The sequence below is a fragment of the Paenibacillus sp. FSL R5-0378 genome (assembly GCF_038009285.1).
GTDB lineage: Bacteria > Bacillota > Bacilli > Paenibacillales > Paenibacillaceae > Paenibacillus_AQ > Paenibacillus_AQ favisporus.
This window is the reverse complement of sequence record NZ_JBBPAY010000001.1, coordinates 2284024-2296634: the sequence shown is the minus strand read 5'-3', so window position 1 is coordinate 2296634 and position 12611 is coordinate 2284024. Positions and strand designations below refer to the sequence as shown.

Sequence of the window (12611 nt, the reverse complement as noted above, 5' to 3'; positions counted from 1 at the left end):
GTCCTCATATGATGCATTACATGCAATATTGCAGATGCTCCTTATCTGCCCTGTAGACATCAAGTTGTTGTTGGAAGGAGATCCACGATGTCCAAAAAAAAGCTACCGGTCCAAACGTTCAGCCCGGGCATTGTGAAAGAAAACACCGTCATGCTCGGCGAGAGACTGATCAAACAGTGGAAGATTCCCACCGACCGGCCTCTGCAGCTGTCCTTTGGTTCCTTTAGACAAGAGATCACCGTTATTTCCGCAGCAAAATATTCCGGCCTGCGCATCAGCGAGCCACTGGCCCGCAAAATGGGCTTAGCGTCCCGTCCCGTGCTCCGAGTGGCATACAGCCCATCCAGCAAAACGCTCAGGCTGGGTCCGCTCATCAGTGTCCTGATCAGCCGGGATTATCCTGACACGCCGGAAAAGCCGTTCGGTTCCATTTCCATGTTCTGCAGGGAACTCGTCAACGCCTGCCGCAAGCAGGGTGCATACGTATACTTCTTCACTCCGAATCACATCACCGAGAGTGCAAGCAGCATACAGGGCTGGATCTATGACGGCGGATGGCGCCAGACAACGATGCCTATCGCAGATGTCATCAATAACCGCCTGACGACACGCAAAATGGAGAATAAACCTAGCGTACAGCATTTTATGAAAGAAGTAAAATCCCGCTACGGGAGCCACATATTCAACGAAAAGTTTTTGGACAAAAATGAAGTGTTCGACACGCTGAAGCAGGACTCCTCCTTATCCCGGCTGATGCCGGAATCGCACCTGCTGACCGGCTATTCCATCCTGAAGAAGATGTGCAGCCAGTATCCGGTCGTGTTTCTGAAACCGGTGCGGGGCAGCCTCGGGAAAGGGATCATCCGGATCTCCAGGCAGTCTGACGGCACCTACCAAACTTTGGCGACATCGGTAGGCGGCCCCAAAAAACAAAGCTATCCCAATCTTAACAAACTGTTTACCAACGTCTCCGGAAAGATGAAGAGCACCCGCTACCAAATTCAGCAGGGCTTGACGCTCATCGACCACAGCAATCGGCCCATCGATTTCCGTGCGCTCGTCCAAAAGAACGGGCTCGGTAAATGGAGCGTGACCTCGGTCGTAGCCCGGATCGCGGGCGGGAACCATTTTGTCTCGAACCTCGCCAGAGGCGGAACCCTCAGCACTGTAAAGGAAGCTGTGAACCGCTGCGCCCTCCCGTCGGCCGTGAAAAGCACTGCACACGCCAAGCTGCAGCGGGCCTCGCTGGACATCGCCAAAGGCCTGGATGCGCTGCTGCCCGCCCATTTCGGCGAACTCGGCATCGACCTGGCCATGGATACCTCCGGTAAAATATGGCTGCTCGAGGTTAATTCCAAGCCTTCCAAAAACGACAATACGCCGCTCCATGAACAGAAAATAAGGCCTTCCGTCAAACGCCTGCTGGAATACTGCGCCTTCTTGTCAGGGTTTTAGGAGGTGCCGCGATGAAAAGAACCACAATCGGAACCATTGGAATCCTAAGTTCCTCCACACCGGGCTCCCCTCCCTTCTCGGGAGAAGGATACGCCCGCCGATTGGCTGTGGCCGGCAGGAAATACGGTATTCAGGTCGTCGTTTTTTGCCCTGACGGCGTGCCGGAGGGACAGAGAAGCATCCATGGATATATCTTCAGCGATGGGGCGTGGCACGCTGCCACGGTCCCCTTTCCGGATATCGTCTACGACCGCTGTTTTCCGCAGCGAGGCAGCGAATACCGGGCAGCGGCGAGGTTGCTTGCGGACGCCCCTACAGGGAAGAGGTGGATCCTGTGGTCCCGCGGACTTCCCGGGAAAGGGCATGTGGACCAAGTACTTCGTAAGGAGCCTGGCCTGCTGCCGTTTCTTCCCCCGACTGCCGTCTATCGCGGGAGCAGCCAATTGCTGCGCACCTTGGAGAAATATGACGGCGAGCTGTTCATGAAGCCGATGAGCGGATCCCAGGGAAAAAATACGCTTCACGTCACGCGCCATGCCGCAGACGGATCTCTGACGATCCGGGGAAGAAGCGCAAGCAACCTGCCGTTTGTGAAGCATTTCGACGATACGAGTTCAGGCCTAACATGGATCCGGCGGTTTACCGGGGACCGTTCGTACCTGATTCAGCCCTTCCTGCATTTGTACAACGCAGACGGCGCCCCTTTTGACGTAAGAGTGCTGATGCAAAAAAATGAAACGGGTTCGTGGATGCATACCGGCATGGCGCTGCGCCTGGGCAACCCGGACAGCATTACCTCAAACCTTCACGGCGGAGGAAAACCTCTGTCTGTCCTGCCTTTTCTGACCGAACAATTCGGGGCTGACTGGGCAGAACACATAAGGGATCGTCTTCATAATCTGTCGGAGAAGATTCCGCCGATTCTGGAAAGCCGTTATGGCCGGCTCGGAGAACTGGGTATCGATTTTGGCATTGATACGAAAGGGAGAATCTGGCTGCTTGAAGTCAATTCCAAACCGGGGCGCACCTCCTTCCGGCACATTGGGGAACCAGGCAGCGATGTTCTCGCTACGGAAAATCCGCTCCGTTATGCCCGCTATTTATTGCTTCGACAACTTAGGAGGGTAAATTGATGAGTTTGACATTTTGTAATGTTCATTTTTCGCAGCAGCCCGAGAAAGTCGTCTACATTTCGAATTCGCTGATGAAAAGCCTCAAGCTGTCCGGCAAAAAGAATATTCAGCTCCGTCTGGGAAAAGACATGGTTAACGCAACCGTTAAGCCCATAAAAAAGACGGGTAAGCATCTGTTCCTCAGCTCCGGTGTCCGAAGCGGCATCCACGTTCCAAACGCCGGCGGGGTCATGCTGAGAAATCTCCAGGAGGACGAAGTCCAGCTCGGTCCTCTGATCGGCGTGCTCTCGGATGGACCCAGCACGTCACCATCGCAGCCGTTCGCTTCCCGGACGAATTTTATCAAACAGCTTCTCCGCGAGGGGAAAAGGAAGTCGTATATTTTCGCCTTTACGCCCAAGGACATCAACTGGCAGCAGGAGACGGTCCGGGGCTATTTTCTGAACGACAACGGCACCTTTTACCGTAAAACCGTTCCGCTGCCCGATGTCGTCTACAACCGCCTCCCGAGCCGGAAAGCGGAAACCTCCTCTTCCATCAATCAGCTCAGAGAGCGGCTGACCCGCAAGAGAATCCCGTTTTTTAACTGGAGCTTCTTCAACAAATCCGACATCTACCGCCTGCTTGAAGACGACAACACGGTGAACCGGTACGTGCCCGAATCCCATATCAACCCTTCCCCGGAACGGATCAAGGATATGCTTGAAAGGCATCAGTTTCTGTACTATAAGCCTTCCGCAGGAAGCTTGGGAAAAGGCATCTATCGTTTGACTTACCTCCCGAAAAGGGGATATTTCGCCCGTTACCGCAAGGGAGGCGGCAACGTCCTGCTTCGTTTCAGCAACTTCAACAGCTTGATGCGGATGCTTAAATCCAGACATGGCCGGACCCTGGAAACGTATGTCATTCAGCAGGGAATCCGGCTGGTCGAAATCGACAACTGCCCGATTGACTTCCGCTTCCATATGCATAAGAACGGCAGCAACAAATGGGTTGTTGTCGGTGTCGGTGCCAAAAAGGCCGGCCGCGGCAGCGTAACGACCCACCTGAAGAATGGCGGCTCCCTCCTTACTCCTGAACAGGCATTGAGCCGGACCTTTGGCGACAGATCCGACGAGGTGCTGCAAAACGCCAAAAAAGTCGCGATTACCCTGGCCGAAGCGATTGAGTTTCATCACCAGCATCTCCTTGGAGAAATCGGTTTTGACCTGGGTATCGACCAAGACGAGAAGGTGTGGATGTTTGAAGCGAACGCCAAGCCGGGCCGTTCCATTTTCAGCCATCCTTCCCTCAAAGCGGAAGGCAAGGCATCCGTTGAGCATATTCTTGAACACTGCCTGTATTTGAGCAAGTTCCGCAGGAGGGATGTGGAGTGAACATCCGGAGTCATACCGACAATAAACCCGTAGTGGCCATCCTGACCATGTCGGATTCCCACGGTTATTTCCGGGGAAATCAACAGAATTTTGAAGATATTGTCAAGACGGGACAGAAAATGGGATTTCCTGTCTATGTAGTCACAGCTAAAGATCTGAAGCTGACGGAGGATCGGATCAAGGGTTTTACGCTGAATGACGAGGAGACCTGGGAACAGCAGTATTTTCCGCTGCCCCAGGTCATCTATAACCGGATTCCGCAGCGTGAAGACGAACTCCGGCCCGCTGTGCGCCAGAAAATCAAGGAATGCATGAAACATCCATCCATTTCGCTGTTCAATCCGCACTTTTTCAACAAATGGCATCTGTTCGAGTGGCTCAGAAGCTCCAAAGCGACGGAGCATCTGGTACCGAAAACCAAACGCTTCACAAGCGTGAGCACGCTGCAGAAAATGCTTGAGCGTTATCCTTGCCTCTACCTCAAGCCCGAAAGCGGAAAAGCCGGAAAAGGCATTATGATGCTGAGATACCAGAGGGACAAACTGCTTCCCTACCGGCTCAAAGTTCAGCACCACCGATCCAGCACCACGTACAAAACGCGGAATCTGTACCGCCTCTGGGCACGGATCAAAAGCGAAACCGGCAGCGCACGCTATATTATTCAGCAGGGCATCGAGCTCGCATCCGTTAACAACCGGCACTTTGACCTAAGGGCGCTGCTGCAAAAAAACAACAAAGGCTTATGGGGAGTTACCGGTATCGGAGCCAGAATGGCGGGTTCTAAGAGCATTACGACCCATGTGCCGAGAGGCGGCACGATTGAGGATCCCAGCAAGCTCCTGTCCGATGTATTCGGATCCGAGATGTCGGCCGTGATTTTGAACCGCGTCCGAACGACGGCGATCATCATCGCCCGCCAGATTGAGAAGGCTTCCGGCTACGAACATGGAGAGATGTCGATGGACCTCGGGATTGACGAGTTAGGAAATATCTGGTTCTTTGAGGCAAACGCCAAGCCGATGAAATTCGATGAACCGCATATCCGGAAGCGGTCTCTCAAGCGAATTTTCCAATACAGCGAATATCTCTCCAATCAACCTAAAATGTAATCGCAAGGGAAGTGATTGACAGGTGCAGATCTTAACGATAACCCCGACCCGTGAAGATTGGCTGCGCCAGCACGCCAAAATTCTCAAATTTGTGTTTGAACACGGCGGAAATCAGGCGGCGCGCGCAGAGTTCATTCTTCTTGCCCGATTGACGGCGGAGCAGCTCGCTGCGCCGGGAACCTCGCTTATGGCCGCAACCGTCCGATGCGAAGACGGGGAACGTCTGGCCGGTGTCAGCTTTGTATCGGGCTACGGGGCCGAGGGGTGTCTCGTCGTCGTCCATCCGCTGTACCGCGGAAGAGGGATCGGCACCTCCCTTCTGGCCTCGCAGCTTCGGCAGTTAGGCACCATGCGATGCGAGGCTCTTCTGAGCCGGCTTCCTTTTGTTAAAATGTGCTTTCGCGCCGGACTTCACGCCGTCGCCGTCCACCAGGGGGCTGCCGGAGAGCCCGCCCTGGTCATGGAGGGGCCGTGTGGAGATCCGGATGGTGCATCCATTACTCTGACCCAAGAAGGTGATCCCCTGTGCCGCTACCCGTGTTAGGCATCTTGACGCTGTATCTGAACGAGCATAAGCATTTGGAGGAAAAACCGATCTATCAGAAAATGATCGTTGAAGGCGGCAAGCTGGGACTTGACGTATTTGTGTTTACCCCGATGGACGTCAGCGACAGCAAGAAAAAAATCTTTGCTATGGAATACGACGCAAAGCAAAAGAAGTGGACCCGGCGATGGAGAAACTTCCCGGATATGATTTATGACCGGTGCCGCATCCAGAAAAGCCCCCGCTTTGCCCAGCTTCTGCAGTTCCGGAGCCAGTACAGCAAGATGCTGTTTCTGAACAAACCGCTCCGGAACAAATGGACCATTCACGAGGTGCTGTCCAAAAAGGCGGAATTCCGGAAGTTTCTGCCGGAAACGCGCCTGTATCACGGACTGACAGACGTCCACCAAATGCTGAAGAACAGGTCTGTCGTATTTTTAAAACCGATCAACGGAACCGGCGGGCGGGGTATTTTACGGATTGAAAAATTGAAGGCTGCTTCCCAGTACTACATTCAAGGACGGAATCAGCAGCGGAAGATCATCACTCCGCAAAAAATCCACGCTTCCCGGCTCGGCGCCATTCTGAGCGGCTGGAATATGAAGGACCGGTATTTGATCCAGGAAGGCATCGCCGTGGAGCTTCCCGACGGCCGGGTTCATGACTACCGCATGCTGGTGCAGAAAAACAAGGAGGGGCATTGGCAGCTGACCGGCATTGCCGGCCGGGTGGGGGCGCCGCGGAGCGTCACCTCCAACCTGCACGGCGGCGGAAGAGCCGTGCCCGCTCATCAAATGCTGTCTTCTTGGATCACGAATGAGGAGCAGCGGCAGGAAGTAATCTCGACGGCAGGCAAGATGGGCGTGGACATCGCCGCCTATCTGGAGCATCAGTACGGACCGCTGTGCGAGCTCGCGCTCGATCTCGCCATCAACCGGAAAGGGCGGATTTACCTGCTCGAAGTCAATCCCAAGCCCGCGAGGGAAGTCTTCTCCCAGATCGGCGAGCCCGAACTGTACCGCACGGCCATTACCAGACCGTTGGAGTACGCCCTGTGGGTTTACAAGCAGAAGACGGAAACCGCCGACACTAAAGAAAACAAACCGCAGCTCTAGCGCGGTTTGTTTTTCTTTATATGCAGCTATGATTCCCTTCAAAGGCGGCTCATCGCCGATTTACACCGATGAGGCATACAGCCCCAGAAGTTTGTCGAACGAGCTGATGAGGACGTCGGACCCTGCCAGTTCATCCGGGTTTCCAAACCCGGCATATTGGCATCCGATGACGGCAAGGCCGTTCTTCCGGCCGGCTTCCACATCCGAAGATCGGTCGCCCACCATCCAGGCCGTGCTTACGCCTTCGCGCTGAAGCAGTAATTCCACCAGATGCACCTTAGATTTGGTTCCGTGCTCCCCGGCACTGTACAGGCCGTCAAAAAGGTCCAGCATGCCGTGAGCCTCCGCGATCCCTTTTACGTAATGCTCCAGCCCGTTGCTTGCTACATACAGGCGCACACCCTGCTCCTTCAAACGTGCCAGCGTTTCCTTCACGCCGGGATAGAGCTCGGTGTTCCCTGCCTTGAGCCCCTCCAATTCCAGCTGGAGAAGGAGCTCATTAGCACGCGCATGGGCACGTTCGCTTCCGTCCGGCATGACTACTTTCCAAATGTCCTCCAGCAGCATCCCGAGACTGCCCATCATCCGTTCCGCCGGGGGCGTCGGTGCAGTATACAGCCCCTCCTCCCGCAGCTTGTCGAACAACCGCTGATGGGCCGGCAGCAGCAGCGATTCGGTTTTGAACAGCGTGCCGTCCATGTCGAACAATATCGCCTGCGGCTTGTTCAATGTCTTCTCTTTGTCCATCGGTTATCTTCCCTTTCATTGCCTGCATTAATGCGTAATACTCAGTATCACCCAATTACATGCCTATGATAAGGGAAGTGCCAAGCCTTGTAAACTTCGGTCGTTCATAAAAAAGGTTAGCCTTTAGAAGAACCGTTTTTTACCCCGGTCATCTTTAATGATCTCCACGGCCTCCCGGAACCGGGTCGAATGGACGATTTCCCGCTCCCGAAGGAACTTCAGTCCGTCCTGCAGGTCCACGTCATCCGTCATGTCAATCAGCCACTGGTATGTAGCCCTGGCCTTTTCTTCTGCGGCGATGTCCTCATATAAATCGGCGAGCGGATCGCCTTTGGCCTGAATGTACGCCGCCGTCCATGGGACCCCGGCTGCATTTTGGTAGTACAATGCTTTGTCATGATTGACATAGTGGTCTGCGAGTCCGGCCGCCTTCAGCTGATCCGGCGTTGCATCTTTTGTCAATTTATAAACCATGGTGGCAATCATTTCCAAATGGGCAAATTCCTCCGTGCCGATGTCGTTGAGAATGCCGATGACCTTATCCGGGATGGTGTACCGTTGATTCAAATATCTCAAGGCAGCGGCCAATTCCCCGTCGGCACCGCCGTACTGCTCCAGCAGCAACCGGGCCATATATGGATCACACTTGCCGACCCTGACCGGATACTGCAGCTTTTTTTCATATATCCACATGCGGGACATTCGCCTCCTTTAGATTCTTTGCCGGTTACACCTGCCATGGCCACGGGGCCTGCGGCCATTCAAACGGGAACTTCGAATAGGCATGGCCGAAATGCATCAACGGTCCATAGGATTCCTGAAACTCCCGGACGATCGGGATCCGCTCCTGGGCGAGCCGGTTGTACTGCTCGATGCTTTTTAAATCGTCCGGATGCGTATCCAGGAACAGATTCAGCTCGACCAAGGCGAAATCGATCATCTGCAGCTTTTCAAGCAGCTCGTAATAGCGCTGATCCACCGCCGGTTTAGACTGGTTCTCCATCACTCCCCACCTCCTCCACTCTTTTGCCTTTAGATTCATAAGGGCTGTAAAGGTTCGGCCAAAGCGTTCCCAGCTTCAGCGCCTCGGCGAGGCTGAATTGCGGCCAGTCCAGAGGCTGGAACACGATATACTGGTTGGGCGGGACGACGTACGTCCTGTAAGGCAGCGGCGGGCACGGATCAAACGGGCCAATGAAAGGCTTATACACTCGTACCTGTGAGTTCACCACTTGCTCCTCCTTTTGTTGTCCATACTAAAGTCGCTGATTTCCCTCGAGAAGGCGAAAAATCAGACACTCTTCGTAATTAAACATATGACCCATCCGCGGAATCTGAACAAAAAAGTTCATGGGACAACAAAAAGACCCCTGATTTGCGGTCGATTTACCGCCAAGGGGTCAGTGTAAAGGACTCTAGCAGCTTCTGTCGAAGCGCTGGATGAAGCGCGAGCCTTCAATGAGATGATGAACTTTTAAAATCTGATCTTGATCTGGAACAGTCCCGCTTTCCGGACCGCCGAATAAATAATGACCACCAGCGGGCCGATAAATACGCCGATCACACCGACGAGCTTGAAGCCGATATACATGCTCACCAGAGCCGACAGAGCGCCGATGCCGACCGAATCGCCGATAATTTTGGGCTCGACCACCCGGCGGGCAATCGTAATGACCCCAAACAGCAGCATCAGCCCAAAGCCGGTATAAGAGTCGCCCACGATAAACAGGTATACCGCCCAGGGAATCAGCACCGAGCCGACCCCCAGAATCGGCAAAATATCGACGACCATGATCAGCAGGGCGATCGCCAGCGGGTAATGAATGTCGAGGATGAGCAACCCCGTGAGGGTCAATACATAAGTAAAAGCGCTCAGGATCATCTGGGCCTGAATAAAGCCGAAGATGGACCGTTTCAGGCTGTGCAGCACCTCGTTGATCTGGTCTTGGGTCTCCTCCTCGAACAGGGATAGAATCCCTGCCTTGATCGTCTCCAGTCCAAAGCTGAACAGATAGACAGCGACAAAGAAAACCACCAAAAACACGAACGTGCCCGGGATGCCCTTGGCAAAAGATAAAAAGGTTGACGACAACGAGTTGATGAGCGACTCGGCGTATGACGTCAGATTGGTCAGCATTTCCCTCAGGCTCTCGGCCAGCTCCGGCTGAAACCGGTCAAACAGCCCTCTCGCCTGGATCAGCGTCGTCTGCACAAAATCGTCGGCCGACGCAAAATATGCCGGCGCATTCTTCCAGTATTCCAGCAGCTGGGCGAAAACCTGAAAACCCAGCATGTACACCAAAAGAAGAATCATGAGCATAAACAACGTACATGTAAGCGAAGCGGCAGCGACACGGTTCCATTTCAGCCTCCCGATCAGCATCCGGTTGATCGGCTCCAGCGAAACGGCCACGAGCGCAGCCAGTACAAAAGGGGCGCCTGCCGTAAACAGCAAATACAGCAGGAGCAGTCCCACACCGACGAACACCAGCTGTTTGCCAGTCATGCTTCACTCCTTAATCCCCGTTATCCGTCCCTTCCTGTTCCTCCTCGTCGATGACTTCCGTATCGGCAACGCGGTGAATGTTAACCCGGGTAATCCGGAGCTTGGTCGATTCCTCGACCTCAAACACGAAATTGCTCACCTGGACCTTTTTGCCTTTTACCGGATTGCCTTCCAGCTCCTTGAACAGCCAGCCGCCGATCGAGTCAACCTCATCATCCTCAATGATGACGCCGGTCAGATCGTTGACATCCTCGATCAGCATCCGCCCGTCAACCGAGATGACATCCTCCTGGATTTCGACATCGGGACGCTCGTCCTCAAATTCGTCATAGAGCTCCCCGACGATTTCTTCGAGGATCTCTTCGGCCGTCAGCATGCCGGCCGTGCCGCCGTATTCGTCGACCACCAGCGTCAGCTGGGCATGCTTCTTCTGCATAAGGCGCAGCACATGGCTGATTTCCATCGACTCCGGCACGTTCAGAATCGGACGGACCAACGAGGTCAGCTCCTTCTGATGCTCGGCGTCGGCCAGGAGAAAATCGGTAATATGCACAAATCCGATAATCTGGTCCTTGTCCTCCACGGCGACAGGATAACGGGAATGCTTCGTATCACTGATAATCTGCAGATTCTCTTCCAGTGTATTCGTCGTGTACAGGCAGTCCATATCCGTCCGTGGGAGCATAATTTCGCGCGCCAGCAGGTCGGAGAACTCGAAGATGTTGTCCATCAGCTTCATCTCGTCCTTATCGATGACCCCGCTTTTGGCGCTCTGATTCATTAATATGCGGATCTCCTCTTCAGAATGCGCAGCTTCTGCTTCGCTGGCCGGATGAACGCCGAACAAGCGCAGCAATCCGTTGGCGGAAGCGTTGAGCAGCCAAATGAAAGGAAAAAATATTTTATAAAAGGCCATCAGCGGTGCGGACAGCAGCAGGGCGGCCCCTTCCGTTTTCTGAATGGCAAGCGACTTGGGGGCCAGTTCCCCAAGCACGATATGTAAGAAAGTAATGACACAGAACCCGAGCACCACGGATACGGTGGCGATGAGCGTTCTGTCGGTAACGCCCATTTTATACATCAAAGGCTCTACCAGTAGTTCCGAAATGGCCGGCTCCCCGATCCAGCCGAGACCGAGGGATGCCAGCGTAATGCCGAATTGGGTAGCGGACAAATAAGCGTCCAGTTTGTTGTTCACCCGGAGCGCATAGCCGGCCAGCCGGTTGCCTTCGCTGACCAGCTGCGTCAGCCGGGACTGCCTCATTTTTACAAGCGAAAATTCGGCGGCCACAAACACGCCGTTAAAAAATACCAGCAGCAGAACAAAAAAGAGGTTTAAAAGCAGTTTGCCTATTTCTAACTCCCCGTCCAATGACAACGCCCCATTTCTATAATAAGTTCGCTTTTTTCACGGTAAAATCGGTATCTTTATAATACATGTCCTTCACGAGCAGATTCGGTCCGCAGCAGCCCGCAGCGTCGCAATGGCAGTTCACCGTCTTGTTCAGCGGATGCCCGGTCTGCCACGCATTAAAGATGTCGTCGAGGCGGCCGGTTTGAATATTGCCGAACGCCGGAATATCGGAAAAGTCGGTGACATAGACGTCGCCCGAGAACAAATTGACGTTGACGCGGTTGCGGCCGTCAGGATCGTTGCGCACGGTAACGTTCGGCGCATCCGCAAGCCTGCGGATCAGCTTCAGATCCTCGTGAATATCGCTGCACGCGAAGAACGGGAGCGTTCCGAACAGCATCCACATTTGCGGATCGCGAACATCCAGCAAGCTGTGGATCGCCTTGCGTGTCTCATCCAAAGAAAGCATCGGAAGCTCCGTGGCAAAATTGGAGGCATACATCGGGTGCACTTCATGGCGGCGGCAGCCCATTTCCCCTATTAGTTTGTGAATTCCTGCAAGCTTTGTATGCGTCCGGTAATTAATCATGGACTCCGCCGAAATGAACATGCCCGCTTCGCTCAGCTTCAGGGCGTTCTCCATCATTTTGTCATACATGCGGTAGGCGGTTTCCTTCGGAACCGGATGGTTGCTGTTGGCGAAGCCCACCTCATGGAAATCGTCTCCGTTCAAATAGTTGAACGAAATATGCATCACGTCAAGGTACGGCAGCATCGCCTCATATCTGCTGATATCCAGCGTCAAATTGGAGTTGATCTGCGTGCGGACTCCCCGGTCCTGAGCATATTTGAGCAGAGGGACGATCACCTCTTTCACCGTCTTCTCCCGGAAGGAGGGCTCGCCTCCGGTCAGGCTGATCGTCTGCAGATGCTCGACTTCGTCCAGACGCCGTAGCATCAAATCCAGCGGAAGAAATTCTGCCTCTTTCATAACGAGCATATCGCCGACCGCACAGTGCTCGCAGCGCATATTGCACAAATGCGTTACCGTCATTTCGACACTGGTCAGCACATGCCGGCCATATGTACGAAGGGATTCAATCGGATCCCATGGATCATTGCTCGGAGATAAGGGGGCAAGTGCTCCCCGGGTATTTACAGTATTCATTATTTACTCACCTTATTTCTTTATTTAACCCAAAACACGGTTTTTGTGTAACCTTTATTTTCCAGACCCAGCGCAGTCCGGTTGTCTCAGGATGAATATGTCAT

Annotated in this window: 13 protein-coding genes; 6 read left to right on the top strand and 7 right to left on the bottom strand. The window is 53.8% G+C overall.

What is annotated here, in order from left to right:
- The first annotated feature begins 87 nt into the window (after nt 1-87).
- The 6 genes from MKY74_RS10795 to MKY74_RS10770 are packed head-to-tail and all read left to right on the top strand — an operon-like array spanning nt 88 to nt 6732.
- Nucleotides 88-1455 (top strand): YheC/YheD family endospore coat-associated protein, encoded by a 1368-nt coding sequence (locus MKY74_RS10795; protein WP_076170479.1) that lies wholly within the window; start codon nt 88-90, stop codon nt 1453-1455.
- An 11-nt stretch (nt 1456-1466) separates the two neighbouring features.
- Nucleotides 1467-2588, top strand: coding sequence for a YheC/YheD family endospore coat-associated protein (locus MKY74_RS10790; protein ID WP_076170480.1), 1122 nt, complete (start codon nt 1467-1469; stop codon nt 2586-2588).
- Complete coding sequence (locus MKY74_RS10785; protein ID WP_076170481.1) at nt 2588-3964, top strand: YheC/YheD family endospore coat-associated protein; 1377 nt, start codon at nt 2588-2590, stop codon at nt 3962-3964. Before MKY74_RS10790 ends, MKY74_RS10785 begins: the two co-directional genes overlap by 1 nt.
- 2 nt (nt 3965-3966) lie before the next feature.
- The gene (locus MKY74_RS10780; protein ID WP_076170808.1) at nt 3967-5073 is read left to right on the top strand and encodes a YheC/YheD family endospore coat-associated protein; all 1107 of its coding nucleotides are present in this window, start codon (nt 3967-3969) and stop codon (nt 5071-5073) included.
- A 22-nt stretch (nt 5074-5095) separates the two neighbouring features.
- Nucleotides 5096-5617, top strand: coding sequence for a GNAT family N-acetyltransferase (locus MKY74_RS10775; RefSeq protein ID WP_076170482.1), 522 nt, complete (start codon nt 5096-5098; stop codon nt 5615-5617).
- Nucleotides 5599-6732: a YheC/YheD family endospore coat-associated protein gene (locus MKY74_RS10770; protein WP_076170483.1), complete on the top strand. Its 1134-nt coding sequence runs from the start codon at nt 5599-5601 to the stop codon at nt 6730-6732. Before MKY74_RS10775 ends, MKY74_RS10770 begins: the two co-directional genes overlap by 19 nt.
- A 60-nt stretch (nt 6733-6792) precedes the next feature.
- On the opposite strand, the gene MKY74_RS10765 is transcribed toward MKY74_RS10770, so the two are convergent.
- From MKY74_RS10765 to yfkAB, 7 genes are all read right to left on the bottom strand, one after another.
- Nucleotides 6793-7479 (bottom strand): HAD family hydrolase, encoded by a 687-nt coding sequence (locus tag MKY74_RS10765; RefSeq protein ID WP_076170484.1) that lies wholly within the window; start codon nt 7477-7479, stop codon nt 6793-6795.
- A gap of 123 nt (nt 7480-7602) precedes the next feature.
- A complete protein-coding gene (locus MKY74_RS10760) occupies nt 7603-8172 on the bottom strand; it encodes a manganese catalase family protein (RefSeq protein WP_076170485.1) in 570 nt (189 codons plus the stop codon).
- Nucleotides 8173-8206: 34 nt separating this feature from the next.
- Nucleotides 8207-8482, bottom strand: a complete 276-nt coding sequence (locus tag MKY74_RS10755; RefSeq protein ID WP_076170486.1) for a spore coat protein CotJB — start codon at nt 8480-8482, stop codon at nt 8207-8209.
- A complete protein-coding gene (locus tag MKY74_RS10750) occupies nt 8466-8708 on the bottom strand; it encodes a spore coat associated protein CotJA (RefSeq protein WP_076170487.1) in 243 nt (80 codons plus the stop codon). The genes MKY74_RS10755 and MKY74_RS10750 overlap by 17 nt, the downstream gene beginning before the upstream one ends.
- 245 nt (nt 8709-8953) lie before the next feature.
- The gene (ytvI, locus tag MKY74_RS10745) at nt 8954-9985 is read right to left on the bottom strand and encodes a sporulation integral membrane protein YtvI (protein WP_076170488.1); all 1032 of its coding nucleotides are present in this window, start codon (nt 9983-9985) and stop codon (nt 8954-8956) included.
- A gap of 10 nt (nt 9986-9995) precedes the next feature.
- On the bottom strand, nt 9996-11357 hold the full coding sequence (locus tag MKY74_RS10740) for a hemolysin family protein (RefSeq protein WP_076170489.1): 1362 nt from the start codon (nt 11355-11357) through the stop codon (nt 9996-9998).
- Between the two features lie 16 nt (nt 11358-11373).
- Nucleotides 11374-12507, bottom strand: coding sequence for a radical SAM/CxCxxxxC motif protein YfkAB (yfkAB, locus tag MKY74_RS10735; protein ID WP_144025420.1), 1134 nt, complete (start codon nt 12505-12507; stop codon nt 11374-11376).
- Between the last annotated feature and the right edge of the window lie 104 nt (nt 12508-12611).